Here is a 13,852-nt window from a genome sequence, read left to right as displayed (position 1 = left end):
GGTTCGACAACGTGCCCATCCCGGCAAGCGAGGTGGACCGTTTGAGGGCCAATCAGGCAAGCGAGCCACCGCGCCGGAAGCGTGGGGCAGGGCGGTCCATGCCGTTCTCTGTGAAGCTCGCACCCGCCACGATGGAATATATCTACGAGGTGGCGAACTCGCGCGACATTCCATTGGCCCAGGTGATCGAGGAACTTGTTGACGCACATCGGGCGGCCGCGAAGTGACGCGGCGGCCAAAGGAGGTCCGCATGGACGGGGAGGGCAGGGCGTCCCTCTGACAAGGCGGGCGAGGCTGTTGGCTGGAACCAGCGGCCCCGCCCTAACCACAACCGCAAATTGGAGCTTTGCGAATCATGACTGACAACACCCTACCGAATCCGGCCCCGGCGAGCGATGCAGCTTGGGCAAATGCCCTTGGTGATTACCGGGCCGCAGCTTCACGGTTTCATGCCGAGGTCGCGCGTGCCGCTGCGACCGGTGAGGACATTGACCAAGCCGCTGCCGATGCACACGCCTTTGCTGCCGTTGCCCTCATCGGGACGCCGGCAACCCACGCCGTACAGATCGGGCAGAAGATCAGGGCCGCCGACAATTTGGTGAACCTCGGACAGCTCTACCCGAACCTTGCCGAGATCCTTTTGAGCGACGTGTTGGGATTGATCGGGATCGACCACGGCGACGAAAGGTTGTTGCCTTATCGGCTCCATTGAGGGGGTAGCGGCCAGTGCGGTGCGCTGGCCCCGTTTCTCCGGTGGACCTACAAGCGGGCGGGCATAGTCTGGTGCTGTTGCACCCACCGCTCGAAAGGATCATGATCGTCAGGCGTGCCAGCGACTTTCGGGCCGCTGATCCTTCCCCGTCATCACAGCGCCCGTCTGTGGTGAGGGCGCGGACTGACGGAGAGGAACATGACCGCATCGAGCATCATTGCCGACATTCCTACCGGCTTCATCGTTGTGGCTGGGCTGATCGCGCTCGTCCTGGCCGTCCGCTTCCGTGGCCCCATGTCGATCGCATTCGCGGCGCTTTGCCTGATTGGAACTTGGAATGCCGGGGAAGCCCAGCCTCTTCTCGCCGTAATCATGGGCGGGGTTCTTTACGGGTTCCTGGCACTCGTGAGCGGCGTGTTTGGCGGCCGCGGCGGCATGGACACCGGGGCTTCTACGGGAGGCTACGACTATGCTGCCGAGCAGGCCCGCCTTGCCGGCGAGTATCATCGCCGCGACCGTGAAAGCCGCTTCTAGTCCCCGGAGAGACTGGCAATCGCTCCAGCCACTTTCGCCCCGCCGTGCTTCGCAATGGCGGCGGCGATCGTGCGAGCTTCGGTGCGATCCATGTCGGGGATTTTCACACGCTCCAATGCCGCGATAAGGACCGGACGGCCCGCATCGCGCAACGCTTCCTCCGCTTCCTTCTCGCGCTGAACAATCGCCGCTAGAGCTGCCTCAGCCTTGATCCGCTCTTGCTTGATGGCGTCGAGGGCAGGGGTCTTTGCCATGAGTGTTGTTCCTTCCGTTCAGTGAGTGAGATTAGTCGAGTGGGGGAGCCGAGCCGAACCAGAGCGACGGGTTCACGGATTGCCGGTTTAGCCAAAGATCAAAGACGCGACGGCGATTAGGAAACCGAGCAACGAGAGGGCAGCGGCGCGCCGTTGCCACCGACTGATGCTGGCGAGCCGCGCGATCGCTGCCTGTTCAGTTGAGGCGTGGATCGAGGCGTTGTCCCGGTTGACGACCCATCGGCAATAGACCGCGACGACAACGAAGACTCCCGCAAGAATGTGCATGCGTCCACCTTCTGCAAAAGACAAAGCCGGATTGTTGTATGCTTGTGGCATGGAATGTCCAGACGGCTTGAAATGCGTAGGATCGAAAAATCCTAAAAACCGAAAAGCGCGCGGCGAAGCCGCTCCTTTTGGCGCAACCGATCCAGCACCCGCGCCGTTCGAGCCTGTCCGGTTGGATGCCCCTGGCAATGCCTTCCCTCCCGTCCACGTCTTCTTCGGTTTCGCTTGAGGGGAGATAAGTCGAGTGATAGGTATGGACTAAGAAATGAAGTTCGCAGGATAGCCCGACTGATCGCATTGTCTGACACAATGCCATCATATGGGCACCGCTGCACGGGGCTGAAATGTCTAGAATTACGCTGCGCCTTGAGGACGACGTTACCGAGCTAGTCGACGTGCTGGCGAAGGCCGCAGGCATGACGCGGAGCGCATGGGTCGCTCGTGCTATCAAAGATGCTCTTGGCCGCAGACCTGATGAGGTCCGCGACCTTCCAGCGAGTGGAGGTGCATCAAAAACGCTGGCCCTTAGGCTTCCGGCCGCGGAAATGGACGCGATTGATTTGGTGGCTGCCAAGGCCGGGATGACCCGCTCGCAGTGGGTCAAGCGGACGCTTCGCTGGCAACTCTGGACACGCGCCGGCGAGCTTCGCCTTGTGCCGAGCAGCTACCGTTCCATCATGAAGATCGTCGCCCAGGTCCGAGCTATTGGCTACTCGCTCAATCAGGCAGTGAAGGCGATGAACGCTGCCAACCGTCCTGAAAGCCCGCTCTTGATCGAGCAGGTTGCGCCCCATGTCATCGCCATGGAGGGCCGGCTTTCCGAAACGATCAGAGAGGCGAACTCTACACTCACCGCGATCGTGTCGGGCGAGGTCAATTATTGGACCGGGAAAGATCGCGCAGCGTCTGTTGCCAGCGAGAGCGGGTCATGAACGCGTTCGAGTTTTCCGATCAGACCCTTGAGGATTTGGAGCGCGTTCAAGGTGCGCGCGGGGCAGGGCGGGGCAAGGTCGACCATCGCGGCAATCGTGCTTTGGCCCGTGATCTTGGCACTATGATGCAAGTGCCGGTACGGCCTGGTTCCGGCGCTGGCCGCTACGGATCTCAGTCGCGGGGCGAGCGCAGCGCCCGTGCATTCGAACAGCTTGGCCGGACAGCGAAGCGCGCGCCTCAAGTGGTGGTGAAGATCACAAGTCGCATTCACGGGGCGGCCAGCACCGTCGGCGCCTTCACCTACGCCGGTCGCATTGGCATGTCCGATCAGGAGCCCATCGGACTTGAGACGAGCGAGGGCAAGGAGCTGATGAGCGCCCACGACATGATGCTCCTGGCGCGCGAATGGCAGCAGTGGGAAACGGCGGACGAGGCGCGCAGAAATGGTGCGACTGCGATCGCAATGGTGTTCTCAATGCCTCCCGGAACCGAACCTGAAACGGTGCGTGAGGCGGTCCGTGACTTCGCGGAAACTGACTTGTCGAACCGGCGCTGGGTTATGGCTCTGCATACCGATGAGGCGCACCCGCACGTCCATCTTATCATTGCGGGGCGAGACAACGATGGACGCCGATTCAATCCGAACCGTGAGTTCCTTCAGCAGTGCCGCGAGCGGTTTGCGGAGAACCTTCGGGATCGCGGTGTGGAGGCAGATGCGTCCATGCGGATCGCACGCGGCTACCCGCCAAAGCAAGACCCGACCCCCGTCCTCAAGATGCGCGAGCGAGGCGCAGAGCCCGAGGCCGATAAAGGCCGTGCCGCTGTTATCGGAGGGCAATCGCCCGATGCCGAGAAACGCCTTGGGGACCGGGAGCGCGAGCGTAGCAAGACCGTCTCGAACCATGCTGCCGTGCGCGAGATTTACATGCGCGCAGCGTCAGAGTTGGAGGCCCGTGGCGGAGCGGCCGAGGTTGATCGGGCGAAGGCGCTCCGTGCTTTCGTGGAAGCGATGCCGGCGCCTGCGAACGCTCGCGCAGAGATCATCGAGCGTCTGAAAACGGGCAACGCACTGCCCAAGGAATATGCGCAGGATCGTGAGCTTGAGAAGCTGAAAGCACGCGTGCAGCAGCGCGAGGCCGACCAGCGGAGCGCTGCGCTCGACCGGATCGAGCGGGCAACTGGAAGGATCAAATCTGTCTCGGCCGAGCTGATGGCCGGCGACAAGAAGGCTGGGGCAGGGGAGGGCGAACCGACCATCTTCGATCGCATTCGCGCGAAGTCGGCCGAGCTGAAGGGCGGGAGCGCGCCGCCCGATCTTGCGCCCGATCGAGGGCTTGCCGGGGCCACCGAGCGGCTACAAGCCATGCAGCGGAAGTTGGATAAGACCATCAAGGACCGCGAGCAGATCAAGGACCGCGACCGTTCCCAGGACCGCAGCCGCGAGCCCGATAGGGGAGGGCCGGCGCGGTGAGCGACGACGAACTATTGAGCGCGTTGCTCGACCAGATCGGGACGCTTGCGGAGGGCGTGCAGGCGGTCATGGAGAACCAGCAATCGCTTGCGGCGAAGCTGGACGCACAGGCCGCCGAGCAGGAGGCCCAGGCAAAGAGCTTGGCCGCGATCGGCGTCGCCATCGGCATGACCTATCTTGCCACTGGCACGGAAACGCCTCTTCCGATTGACGTGTTGGAGGATCGTGCTTTCGCATCGTTCCTAGAAAATTATCCGCTTGATGGGCCTCCGATCACAGGCAAGGCCGTAATGGCCGAGCACCTGGCGCAACTGGATCAGGTTGAGCCGGCGCGGCTTGCAGCGGGCTTCCGCGACCTTGAGCGGCAAACGCATCTGACGATGATCGAGCGTATCCGCAACAGGCAGATCGAGCGCATTGCGCGCGAGAGATATGGCGACCTTGAGGCCATAGAAAAAGGGCGCGCCGTCACCGGCGCGCCCACACGTGAGGCAGATCGTTAAGCGATCACTCTCGTTTGTATTCGTCCCCGCTGGCTGTCAGATGGCCCGTCGCCTTGTCGATCACGACGGACACATATCCGACTCCGGTAGGCGCTTGCAGAAGGCCGTCCTGCAACGTGGCGGGTAGGTTTCTGGTGCGGATTTTGCCCATCATGCTTGGGGCTGTCTCGCGGATCAGGAAACTCTCGCCGTTTCGTTCGATCGTCAGTGATCGTTTCTCGTTTATCGTACTGACCCATTTGCCGACATATTCGTCGCCGGCCTGGCCGCCGCATCCGGTCAACATAGCCAGCGCCATGAGGGCCGCTCCGCAAACACCTTTCATCGACTTTCCTCCCGTCTCAGACTGTCGCTCGCAAGGGTAGGGCCGTGACGCGCATCACCGATCCAGATCCCGCGACGTTTTCTCGGCCGCTGCGCGATTCTGATCGCGCGTTTCGTCTCGCCGCTGCTCGACCTCGCGGACGCGCGGCGCTCGCACTTCGCCGCCACGCTCTAGGGTCTGCGCAACCGCTTCTCGAGCCGCAACTTTCATGCGGGCCGCCTCAGGCGTCGCGTGACCATATTTCTTGTCTATCGCCGCTTCCATCGCGGCGACCTGTTTGGCGCCGGGGTTCGTGCTTTTGTCCTGCAGGCGCTCCGCTTGCGTCATCTGCCTGAAGTCCGCCGCCACTTGGCGGTCACGATCCTGGCGCGCCAAATCGCGCGTTCCGTTCGATCGTTCGCTAGGCTTGCTTCCCGCAGCCTGTTCCGTCCTGTCGTCAGCCATTATCCCTTAGCTCCTTTCAAAAAGGCCAAAGCCTCGCTGTCGTCACCGCTGTTGTCGCCCTCATGGGCCGTAGATGCGTTTTCCGGGCTTGCAGCGGCTTCCGCCCCGTCCACGTTGGTGTTCGCGCTGTTCGCGCTCGCAGCGGCGTTCCTCGCCGTTTCGGAGGCGGACGCTTCCCGCGCCGCCAGATCGTCAAAGTCCATGCCGGCGAAGTCGGCCGACAAGCCGAGCGCCGCGAAGAAGGCCGCCGCCTTATGCGGATCGCCATCAGCGGGCAGCTCGTCGAAGGGGAAGCCAACCAGGCGCGCGAAATCGACGCCACTTTCCGCCTCAGCATCGGACATTTCAGGAGACTCGATGCTTTCGATCAGCGCCAGCGAGCGCCTTGCAATCGAGGGATCGAGCGGCCGCGGTACGATCGGCGGCGGCGCCATGCTCGACGCTTTCGCCATCCACCTGTCCTTGTAGTATCGAATTTTCCCGCCTTTCAGCGGGGGAATGCCGGCGCGCAGGACAATCACTTCCTCTTGGGAAAGCAAAAGCAGCTCTTGCGGCAACATGAGGGGGCGGCGCTGGTCCGAGGTGGACACCGACCCCTCAAAGGCATCCCATACCCGCTTGGAGCGCGATTTGGCCTCGTAGGTGTAATTGCCGAGGCGTTCGGATAGCTCCTTCGCCACATCGACGTGCTTTGGCGTAAAGACCAACTCGACGCCGCAGTTTTGAACTATCTCGCTCGTTACATCGGGGCCGTACACATCGCGCAATTGCGCGCGGGCCTGAATTACCGGCAGCAGGCGAATGCCGTAGCCGGCGACGTAGCTGAAACCCGAGGCGATCACACTCGCACGGCCGAGACGGGCAAACTCATCGAGCAGCAGCAGGAGCTTGAGCGGGTGCTTGCCGGTTTTAGGGTCCGGCAGCTCACGCACATTCAGATCGATGAGCTGTTGGAACAGCAGATTGTAAATGTCCGAAACGCGCTCGATGTTGTCGGGCGAGACGCCGAGGTAGAGCGAGATCGGCCGCGAGCGGAACTCGCGCAGGTCGAAATCCGATTCCGACGTAGCCGCGTCGACATAGGGATTGATCCAGAGATTGATTTTGGCCGACACGGACTGGCGGATGCCGGTGAAGGTGTTGGCCGAGCTGGAGATCCAATCATTCAGCGCTGATATGCAGGCTTCCGACAAGGGATCGCCCGACGCCTGCCTGTCCTTGATGATCTTCGGAAAACGCTCTTTCGCATCGCCGGCGCTGAAATTGCGATAGACCTCGCCCATGGTGAAGGGGAGGGCAGGGGTTGCCGCGATATACGCTGCAACGCCGATGAACGCGGTGCGCGCGCTGTCCATCCAGAAGCTTTCGCCATTGGCTGGCGGCGGCCAGAGCATCGCCGCGATCTTCTGCAGCTCGTCAATGACCTCCACCGGGTCAGTGCGCTTGATGTGGGCGAAGGGATTATAGCGCGCCGTTCGGCCTTGGGAGTCGAGCGGGTCGAACATCAGCACTTGATGACCCAGGCTCTTGCGCCATCCCGCCGATTTCTCCCAATTCTCCTGCTTCACATCGAGGACAACGACGGAATCAGACCACGCCAGCAGGTTCGGAATGACGACACCGACGCCCTTGCCGGCGCGTGTGGGCGCTTCGAGCAAGACATGCTCCGTGCCGCTGAACTGGATAAACTCTGTGCCGAACACGCCCTTCTTGCGCGTTCCCAGCAGCAGGCCTTCCCCGTCGAGCAGGCCTGCGCTTTTGGCCTCGTCTCGCTTGGCCCAGCGTGCCGCTCCATGGAGCGTCTGCCGCTTGTTGATGTAGATGAAGGCGGCGGCGAGCGCGCCGATCGCCGCGACACCGCCGACGCCTTTCAAGAGCCAGCCCATGACAAACGGATTGTGGCGGTAGAACCAGAAATATTCCGGCATCCTGGCGATATTCAGGTCAGTCCGGAATTGCCCCATGCCGATGATCGCCACCAGGCCGCCGAGGACGAAGATCACGATGAGCGCAAACACACCGTAGACAGCTATATTACGCCGGTTCATGTCCGCTCCCTACATGCCGGCTAATTCCGGCTCGAAATGGATTTCAGTGACGCGGAAATTGCCGTCGACCTTCTTGCACTGGACAACTACGTCGACCAGCATGTGCAGAAGATCGAGGATGTCCGCTCGCGATAGGTCGCGTCCGCCTTCCGATTCTTTGACCAGCAATGACAATTGCTGAAACGCCAGCGCGGCCGAGTCCGCGTGAACTGTCGTAATCGAGCCGGGATGGCCGCTATTTACATTCCGCAGATAGAAAAAGGCGGTCCCGTCGCGCAGCTCCTGCAAGAGAATGCGGTCAGGCCGCATTCGCAATGCCGCCTCGAGAAGGTGCTTTGCACCGACCTGTGCCTGGCCCTGGCCGTCCTTGGAGTAGAGCAGATGCACCGCGTTACGATGGGGAACGATCAGCTCGCGTGTGTCCTCGATCGTCAGCAACCGCTCTTCTTTGGGGATGAGCTTAATCAGCGCCTTCGATAGCGTCGTCTTGCCCGATCCCGTCGCGCCGGAGATCATGATGTTCTTGCGCGACTTCACCGCCAATTCCAGAAACCCGGGCCAGTCGCCTTTGGTCTTGAGCGCCACCAGCTCAGCATCAGCGGCCGAGCTGCGCCCGCGCGCGATCTTGGTTTCAGCGAACAAGCCGCCCGCGTGCAGCTCGTCCAATCCGAACGTCTTGGTCGACGGCTTTCGGATCGTGATGGAATAGAGGCCGAGGTCGCAGGCCGGTGGTGCGACAATCTGCACACGCTCGCCCGTGGGAAGGCTTGTCGAGCAGATTGGGGTTGTCTGCCCGACCTTTTGCTTTGTGTAGTTCGCCATCGACGTTGCAAGCGTCTCAAGCCACCCCAGCGAGAGATTTTCGTCGCGAACCCACTGCCAACCGCCGCGCCCCTCGACGCCGATTTCGAAAGGCTTGTTGATGACGACTTCCGTAACGTCGTCGGCATCGAGCAAGGCGCGAAGCGGTTCCAGATGGTGGACCAAGATTGCCTGATCGAACATCAGCGGCGCAGCCTCAGTGAATAGACCTTGCTGAAATCCACGTCGCGCGCGACCATGATCGTCATTTCCTTGCCTTGCGCGGCGCGGAGGCGAGGCCTGATCCGTGCGGCATCCTGCACCGCGACACCCGCTGCCTGGTTCGGCGTGTTGAAGACCTGATCGGCCCCCGAGACCTCATTGCTGATCGCATCGCCGGCATCGCCAACGATGGACAGCAGCAAGGCCGCACCGAACCTCTGCCAGAAGAAGTTATCGACCTTCCCGCCCATGCCGGCGCGGCCGAGCTGATCGGCCGCAGGCGAACCAAGGCTGACCGACACACCTGACGGCGTGATGGCCCGATTCCAGAGAACGAAAATTCGGTTTTGGCCCCTGGAAAAGCCGCCCTGATACTCGCCCAGCACGCGCGTTCCCTTTTCCATCAGGATCACGCTGCCATTCATCGACCATATGTCTTGCGGTACGAGGCAGCTCGCTAGACCCGGCTGAGTGGAATCCATTGCCGTTTGCAGGACGCACGGGATCTGCATTCCTGCCGTGATGAGGAAATTACGGTTGGACAGCCGACCAGCATCGACCCGCTCAATGTCCATGCCGTTCAACTGGCGCGCCAGATTGTTCGGCTCTTTCGCGTTAGGCCCGCCTTCGCCGCCGCCCTCGCCATTGCCACCGACCCGAAGGTTGCTGAACGGCCCATTGTTGCCGGTTACGGCCCCAAGAGGCCCAGCGCTGGCGCTCACCGCCATGATCGGCGCTCGCCGCATAGCGTCCTGTCGCGCCTGCTCCCTTGCGATCGCGGCCATGCGCTCCTGGCGCATCTTTTCAAGCCGTTCCGCCGTGGGATCGGCCGCCGCTTGTCCTTGGCCGGGAGCGGGGACGGTTACGCCGCCCGTCGACAGGTCCTGGCCGCCCATGATCGGATTGCCGAACGGGTCGACACCGACTTGCTGTGCAGGCTTATCGCTGCGCACCACGACCGCAGCGGCCTCGCGCGCCGACTTCTCGGCCGACTCATCATCGAGCCGGAACGTACTATCGGAGGGCGTCTTGTTGGCCTTCTCAGACTGCGTTGCCATGGAATAGACCATGAAACCGACGAAAGCCGCGCCGACCGCAGCGGCACCCATCGCACCCTTGCCCATCGACTGCAGGCGGCCACGGGGATTGAATGCCTTGCGATCAAAGTCAGGGGTTGTGCTGTTGGCGTCCTTCAGCGTGTCGTCAGACACGTCGCTTTCGTCGTAGGTCAGACGGCCCTTGGCTTCCTCGAAGGTAAGGTTCTTTTCGCCGCCATCGTCGGCGTTGCTCTTGATATCGCTCATCGTGACTGGCTCCCCTCCACGCTGCGTTCGACCTCTGGCGAGGCGGTTCCAGATGAATTGTCAGGTCCATAGCGGTCGTAGGCATCGTTCCAGATGCAGCTCAGCGACTTGCCGCGTCGCAAACGGAACTCGCGTGCGACCTGATGCACAACGAGAAATTCGCCGCGAACATCATAAGGAACGACCGCTTCCGAACCGTCCGGCAGGACGGTGAAGATCGCCGGAAGCTGCTGGTTTCGGGGAAACCGCATGATGGTGAACTGGCCGTTGTCGGAAATCTCCGAAGGGGCGAGATCCGACGAACCGGCAATCTGATAGGCAAGATTGCGCCTGCCCTGGACCGCAGCGGCCTCCAACGCCACTTTGACGCCGCCCGCCTCGACCATGAGCATTTGCAATTGGACCTGCTGCACCTTCGCTTGCTGCGCCGCCGCCGCTTCCTCTGCCGGGTAGCGGAAGCGCACCACGAATTGAGCATCGGTCCCTGGCGCGATTGCACCGCTGCGCGCCGAGAGCGCAAATGTGTAGGTGCGGACCATGCCGCCCCGGCGCGTGACGACGATCAGATTGGTGGCTGGCGCACGCTCGCGCGGCTTGATGAACAGAATGTTCTCAGCCGGTGCGACTTCCCAACTCACCGTGTCGCCCAGGGCGACGCTCGAAATCGTCTCGCCCGTGCCGAACACGATTTGAGACGCTGCGCGGAACACGCCATTGACCCGCACAACCTCGTCCGCATCATAGTTGATGTAGCGAATGCGGCTGTCCTGATTGCCGGCGCGCGGGATTTCCTCTGCGAACACCGGATTTCCGGCCATGATGGCGGCGAGAACGCCGCCGACTAGAATGCTGCGAACCCCGATCATGACGCAATCTCCGGGTCTGCGCGGTAGCTGATGACCTGAAAACCGAGCGGGTTGTTGAGCCGCCCCGCTTCAGTCGTCGGCTTGTCCACGTATTTGAAATTGATGGTCGCGACCCAATGGCTCAGCTCGTCGGGCGCGTTGCCGGGCCTCATCACGGACTTGGTGAAGCGCACTTGCGCGACCCGGTCGTTGATGAAGGTAATACCCCTGACAGCCGCCGAGATTACCTCGCCGTTCTGGTAATTCACGATCGGGCTGTTCGGATTGGTTGGCCGACGCTGGCCGGCGAACTTCTCCTGCTCTTGCGGGATCGAGAGCGCATAGACACGGGCTTGCGTCTCACGCGCCGAGACTTCGGCCCAGCCCTCACGGTTGCGAACGTACTCCGAGAGGAAGAACTTGTTCACCGCCTCGTCGGCGGTGATGTTCCGCGTGTTGGTAAGCCGCGTCACTACATCGATGCCGCCAGTCTGGCGATCGACGCGGATCACATACGGTTCGACCGACCGCAGCGGCATCGCGACATGCCATGCCAGCATGGCGAGCCCGAAGGCAACGCCGCTGGCGCCGACGATATAGGCCAACCGCTTTTGCTTGTTGGCCTCGCTTACCCGATCGAAATCCCAGCCTTTTGCGTCCGAGAAATACTTGTCGAGGTCGCTCTTCTTTTTGACTCCGAGGCTCATGGTCAGCAGCTCCTAAACGCAGTTTGCGGGGAGATCGGATCGAGCCCCATCGAGATCGGCCGACCGACCGGCGCAGGCGCGCCATTGCGAGGCGCTGGCGGTGGAGCTGTCAGATCGGGCACCGGCACGGCTTCGGGTGCCGGTTCGGCATCCTTGCCGAACACCATCACCTCAGCGTGGGCGCCCTCGCGCGCCGCTGGCGCTGCGCTCACATCGGCTTGCGTGAAGATCGAGCCGTAAGGGTTGGCATTTCGCGCGCTTCCGCGATTGCAATGCTTGGGAGGGTTCCCGCCTTCCGAGGTCGTGGCACAGGCCGCCAAAGCGCAGCTTGCCACCCCAACGAAGAGAATCCTTCCCCATCGGCGCGCGGACGGCGCGCCGTGATGAGACTTCACCATGAGCTTTCCTCCTATCGATTGCCCGGTCTGGACGATGCACCGGGCATCGAGGTTCGACCGGAAGATGCTTGAGCTTGAGAAGCGAGATTTGTCCGAGCCGCCGTCTGGCGATTGAGGCTCCACCGCGCCGCATTGCCGACCGCGCCTGCTGCACGACGTGGAGCGCCGATCGACGAGTTCATGATTCTGCGTTGCAGCGTCGCCGGGTAGATCGCGGACAGGAAGCCCGCGCCCGAAGATCCGCCGCCGCCAGCAAACGAACCGATCGACTGCGCTTGCATGATGATGAAGCCGCCGACGAGGACCGCCACGAGTTGGAGCATCATCGCGGCCAGGGCAGTCCACGTATCGCCACCGTCGCCGGCGCCGACCGAATTGGGGATGGCGTTGACCAGCGCGACGACAAACAGGAGCGCGATCGCCACGGCCGCGGTTTGAATGGCGTAGTTCAGCACCGCGCCAAGCCAGCTAAAGAACAGGCCGGACGAGGCCGGGAAGATGAGCGTGCCGACGAAAATCGGCATCGTCGCGATCGTCACGAACAGGCCAAATTTGATGAACAGCACGATCGTCATCGCGATTGCCGCGATGATGTAGGCCAGCAGCATGATGAGAATGACCATCAGACCCGTGGCCAGGTTCGGGATCGTGACAGGGAAAAAGGTGCTCGCCTCTACCCAAGGCTCCATCGAATTATGGATCGTCAGCGCCGGCTCGACGGCATTCTTCACGAATGCGTCAAAGGATGCCGACAGAGCGCCGCCGCCTAGGGCCGAGGCGAGCTGATCGGGCGCGGCCTGCGCCGATGCGGCAATGTCTGCCGCGATGGACGACGTTGCCGCCAGAATGACGAGATAGCATTTCAGCCAAGTGCCGAGGTAGTTGCCGAACGGTTCGTTGGACACACCGCGCATCACGGCAAAGCCCACGATCACCAGATTGATTGCCATGGCTGTTTGCAGCGGCGCGGACACCATGCCCACAACAGCGGCGTACTTACCGGCAAGGGTGCCGGTAATCTGGCCTTCTAGCATGGTGTAGATTGCATCGAGCATGGATCACCTACTTCCCGTTCCAGGTCGGCCACATCGCACCGGATTTGAGGTTCTTCTCTGTCCTGGCCCGGTCGCGATCGAACTGCTCGCGCGCGGCCTGCTGGATCGCCACGGCGGCATTCCCGCAGTTATCTCCCGCGTCCCCGTTGCTCTGGCAGCGAGCGGCCTTCTCGCGCGCTTCGGTCAAATGCTCTTTGTAGTATTCGACCGACTTGGCTTCCTCGCCGCAGGCGGCCAGCGGAAGCGCCGCACACATCACTATTATGAGACACTTCCGCACTGACCTGCCCTCCTTACTGGCCGCTCCAAGTGGGCCAGAGAGACCCGTCCTCGATGTTCTGCTGGGTGCGGCGTTGCGAAGCCGCGAAGTCAGACGAGGAACGTAGCGCCGCCGCGCCGCGTGCGGCTTCCTGCGCCGCCTGCATCTGCAGGAGGCGGTTCGTAACCTGCGCGTTCTCGATGGCAGCACGAGCCGCAATGTCCTGCGACTGGCGCATGGTCGTCGATGCCGAGAGCCCGCTATTGAGCTGCTTCAGGCCCTTGCCGGTCGCTTCGGTCGCTTCCAGCATGTATTCGCCGTAGGCTTGATCGCGGGCGCCGGCTGTCGCCGCCCGGTTGAGAATGCCTTGCGCATCACCGAAACCGGAATCGATGCCGGAAAGCGTGAAGTCGGAACCGCTCATAAGCGACTCTGCCCGATTGCCGATCGCGCCCAGCTCACGCAGATCGCCGGAGATCAGCGAAACCGACTCCTGCATTCCGGAGGGCAGGGCCTCGCTCAAGATTTCGTTGTTTAGCAAATCGCTGACGCTGTTGATTTGCGTGACGCTGTTGAGCGAGGCGTAAAGCTGCTTGGCCTCTTGAAGCTGCTGCAACGTGTTCCGGGCAGTCTGTAGGGCCTGCGCGACCGACTTCACGTCGACGACGGCCATTTGCGCGTGCGCCGTCCCGGTCAATCCGAACGTGGCGGCCGCAAGGAGCGCCGCCCTGATAATCTGCTTTCTCATA

General features: G+C 62.1%; 19 protein-coding genes. 6 read left to right on the top strand and 13 right to left on the bottom strand.

Going from position 1 to position 13,852, the window contains the following annotated elements; all coding sequences use genetic code 11:
* From HNQ99_RS15185 to HNQ99_RS15175, 3 genes are all read left to right on the top strand, one after another.
* On the top strand, positions 1-227 hold a 227-nt coding region (locus HNQ99_RS15185), incomplete at its 5' end, for a hypothetical protein (RefSeq protein ID WP_184477176.1).
* A gap of 128 nt (positions 228-355) precedes the next feature.
* Entirely contained in the window at positions 356-712 is a 357-nt protein-coding gene (locus HNQ99_RS15180) for a hypothetical protein (protein WP_184477174.1), read from the top strand.
* 198 nt (positions 713-910) lie between these two features.
* Positions 911-1,246, top strand: a complete 336-nt coding sequence (locus tag HNQ99_RS15175) for a hypothetical protein (RefSeq protein ID WP_184477172.1) — start codon at positions 911-913, stop codon at positions 1,244-1,246.
* Here the strand turns inward: HNQ99_RS15175 and HNQ99_RS15170 are convergent.
* Positions 1,243-1,500, bottom strand: a complete 258-nt coding sequence (locus HNQ99_RS15170) for a hypothetical protein (protein WP_184477170.1) — start codon at positions 1,498-1,500, stop codon at positions 1,243-1,245. The two genes, HNQ99_RS15175 and HNQ99_RS15170, sit on opposite strands and share 4 nt — an antisense overlap.
* 87 nt (positions 1,501-1,587) lie before the next feature.
* Positions 1,588-1,839, bottom strand: a complete 252-nt coding sequence (locus HNQ99_RS15165; RefSeq protein ID WP_184477168.1) for a hypothetical protein — start codon at positions 1,837-1,839, stop codon at positions 1,588-1,590.
* Between the two features lie 293 nt (positions 1,840-2,132).
* On the opposite strand from HNQ99_RS15165, the gene HNQ99_RS15160 reads away from it, so the two are divergent.
* From HNQ99_RS15160 to HNQ99_RS15150, 3 genes are read left to right on the top strand one after another with little or no spacing between them, the layout of a single operon-like run.
* Positions 2,133-2,720, top strand: coding sequence for a ribbon-helix-helix domain-containing protein (locus tag HNQ99_RS15160; protein WP_184477166.1), 588 nt, complete (start codon positions 2,133-2,135; stop codon positions 2,718-2,720).
* Positions 2,717-4,192: a relaxase/mobilization nuclease domain-containing protein gene (locus HNQ99_RS15155; RefSeq protein WP_184477164.1), complete on the top strand. Its 1,476-nt coding sequence runs from the start codon at positions 2,717-2,719 to the stop codon at positions 4,190-4,192. Before HNQ99_RS15160 ends, HNQ99_RS15155 begins: the two co-directional genes overlap by 4 nt.
* A complete protein-coding gene (locus tag HNQ99_RS15150) occupies positions 4,189-4,695 on the top strand; it encodes a hypothetical protein (RefSeq protein ID WP_184477162.1) in 507 nt (168 codons plus the stop codon). Before HNQ99_RS15155 ends, HNQ99_RS15150 begins: the two co-directional genes overlap by 4 nt.
* 4 nt (positions 4,696-4,699) lie before the next feature.
* Here the strand turns inward: HNQ99_RS15150 and HNQ99_RS15145 are convergent, their stop codons facing one another.
* Genes HNQ99_RS15145 through HNQ99_RS15095 form a run of 11 tightly spaced genes read right to left on the bottom strand, consistent with a single transcriptional unit; the run spans position 4,700 to position 13,851 of the window.
* Positions 4,700-5,020 carry a hypothetical protein gene (locus HNQ99_RS15145; RefSeq protein WP_184477160.1) on the bottom strand — a complete coding sequence of 107 codons (321 nt, stop codon included), beginning with the start codon at positions 5,018-5,020 and terminating at the stop codon, positions 4,700-4,702.
* 54 nt (positions 5,021-5,074) lie between these two features.
* Positions 5,075-5,464: a hypothetical protein gene (locus HNQ99_RS15140; RefSeq protein ID WP_184477158.1), complete on the bottom strand. Its 390-nt coding sequence runs from the start codon at positions 5,462-5,464 to the stop codon at positions 5,075-5,077.
* Complete coding sequence (locus HNQ99_RS15135) at positions 5,464-7,512, bottom strand: type IV secretory system conjugative DNA transfer family protein (RefSeq protein ID WP_184477156.1); 2,049 nt, start codon at positions 7,510-7,512, stop codon at positions 5,464-5,466. Before HNQ99_RS15135 ends, HNQ99_RS15140 begins: the two co-directional genes overlap by 1 nt.
* A gap of 9 nt (positions 7,513-7,521) precedes the next feature.
* Positions 7,522-8,517 carry a P-type DNA transfer ATPase VirB11 gene (virB11, locus tag HNQ99_RS15130; RefSeq protein WP_184477154.1) on the bottom strand — a complete coding sequence of 332 codons (996 nt, stop codon included), beginning with the start codon at positions 8,515-8,517 and terminating at the stop codon, positions 7,522-7,524.
* Positions 8,517-9,839, bottom strand: a complete 1,323-nt coding sequence (gene virB10 / locus HNQ99_RS15125) for a type IV secretion system protein VirB10 (protein WP_184477152.1) — start codon at positions 9,837-9,839, stop codon at positions 8,517-8,519. The genes virB11 and virB10 overlap by 1 nt, the downstream gene beginning before the upstream one ends.
* The gene (gene virB9 / locus HNQ99_RS15120; protein ID WP_184477150.1) at positions 9,836-10,705 is read right to left on the bottom strand and encodes a P-type conjugative transfer protein VirB9; all 870 of its coding nucleotides are present in this window, start codon (positions 10,703-10,705) and stop codon (positions 9,836-9,838) included. Before virB9 ends, virB10 begins: the two co-directional genes overlap by 4 nt.
* Positions 10,702-11,391, bottom strand: coding sequence for a virB8 family protein (locus tag HNQ99_RS15115; RefSeq protein WP_184477148.1), 690 nt, complete (start codon positions 11,389-11,391; stop codon positions 10,702-10,704). The genes virB9 and HNQ99_RS15115 overlap by 4 nt, the downstream gene beginning before the upstream one ends.
* 2 nt (positions 11,392-11,393) lie before the next feature.
* The gene (locus HNQ99_RS15110; protein WP_184477146.1) at positions 11,394-11,789 is read right to left on the bottom strand and encodes a hypothetical protein; all 396 of its coding nucleotides are present in this window, start codon (positions 11,787-11,789) and stop codon (positions 11,394-11,396) included.
* Between the two features lie 11 nt (positions 11,790-11,800).
* Positions 11,801-12,844 (bottom strand): type IV secretion system protein, encoded by a 1,044-nt coding sequence (locus tag HNQ99_RS15105; protein ID WP_184477144.1) that lies wholly within the window; start codon positions 12,842-12,844, stop codon positions 11,801-11,803.
* Between the two features lie 7 nt (positions 12,845-12,851).
* On the bottom strand, positions 12,852-13,124 hold the full coding sequence (locus tag HNQ99_RS15100; protein WP_184477143.1) for an EexN family lipoprotein: 273 nt from the start codon (positions 13,122-13,124) through the stop codon (positions 12,852-12,854).
* 13 nt (positions 13,125-13,137) lie between these two features.
* Positions 13,138-13,851 (bottom strand): type IV secretion system protein, encoded by a 714-nt coding sequence (locus HNQ99_RS15095; protein ID WP_184477141.1) that lies wholly within the window; start codon positions 13,849-13,851, stop codon positions 13,138-13,140.
* Position 13,852 lies beyond the last annotated feature (1 nt).

The organism is Rhizorhapis suberifaciens (assembly GCF_014200045.1).
Lineage (GTDB): Bacteria > Pseudomonadota > Alphaproteobacteria > Sphingomonadales > Sphingomonadaceae > Rhizorhapis > Rhizorhapis suberifaciens.
The sequence above is the reverse complement of the archived record's forward strand: the minus strand, read 5'-3'. Positions and strand labels throughout refer to the sequence as shown.

What these genes read in the sequence shown, in the direction of transcription:
- virB11 (WP_184477154.1), bottom strand. Translation starts at nt 8,517, where the DNA reads ATGTTCGATCAGGCAATCTTGGTCCACCATCTGGAACCGCTTCGCGCC.
- virB10 (WP_184477152.1), bottom strand. Translation starts at nt 9,839, where the DNA reads ATGAGCGATATCAAGAGCAACGCCGACGATGGCGGCGAAAAGAACCTT.
- HNQ99_RS15170 (WP_184477170.1), bottom strand. Translation starts at nt 1,500, where the DNA reads ATGGCAAAGACCCCTGCCCTCGACGCCATCAAGCAAGAGCGGATCAAG.
- HNQ99_RS15145 (WP_184477160.1), bottom strand. Translation starts at nt 5,020, where the DNA reads ATGAAAGGTGTTTGCGGAGCGGCCCTCATGGCGCTGGCTATGTTGACC.
- virB9 (WP_184477150.1), bottom strand. Translation starts at nt 10,705, where the DNA reads ATGATCGGGGTTCGCAGCATTCTAGTCGGCGGCGTTCTCGCCGCCATC.
- HNQ99_RS15110 (WP_184477146.1), bottom strand. Translation starts at nt 11,789, where the DNA reads ATGGTGAAGTCTCATCACGGCGCGCCGTCCGCGCGCCGATGGGGAAGG.
- HNQ99_RS15180 (WP_184477174.1), top strand. Translation starts at nt 356, where the DNA reads ATGACTGACAACACCCTACCGAATCCGGCCCCGGCGAGCGATGCAGCT.
- HNQ99_RS15165 (WP_184477168.1), bottom strand. Translation starts at nt 1,839, where the DNA reads ATGCCACAAGCATACAACAATCCGGCTTTGTCTTTTGCAGAAGGTGGA.
- HNQ99_RS15140 (WP_184477158.1), bottom strand. Translation starts at nt 5,464, where the DNA reads ATGGCTGACGACAGGACGGAACAGGCTGCGGGAAGCAAGCCTAGCGAA.
- HNQ99_RS15175 (WP_184477172.1), top strand. Translation starts at nt 911, where the DNA reads ATGACCGCATCGAGCATCATTGCCGACATTCCTACCGGCTTCATCGTT.
- HNQ99_RS15135 (WP_184477156.1), bottom strand. Translation starts at nt 7,512, where the DNA reads ATGAACCGGCGTAATATAGCTGTCTACGGTGTGTTTGCGCTCATCGTG.
- HNQ99_RS15105 (WP_184477144.1), bottom strand. Translation starts at nt 12,844, where the DNA reads ATGCTCGATGCAATCTACACCATGCTAGAAGGCCAGATTACCGGCACC.
- HNQ99_RS15115 (WP_184477148.1), bottom strand. Translation starts at nt 11,391, where the DNA reads ATGAGCCTCGGAGTCAAAAAGAAGAGCGACCTCGACAAGTATTTCTCG.
- HNQ99_RS15160 (WP_184477166.1), top strand. Translation starts at nt 2,133, where the DNA reads ATGTCTAGAATTACGCTGCGCCTTGAGGACGACGTTACCGAGCTAGTC.
- HNQ99_RS15095 (WP_184477141.1), bottom strand. Translation starts at nt 13,851, where the DNA reads ATGAGAAAGCAGATTATCAGGGCGGCGCTCCTTGCGGCCGCCACGTTC.
- HNQ99_RS15155 (WP_184477164.1), top strand. Translation starts at nt 2,717, where the DNA reads ATGAACGCGTTCGAGTTTTCCGATCAGACCCTTGAGGATTTGGAGCGC.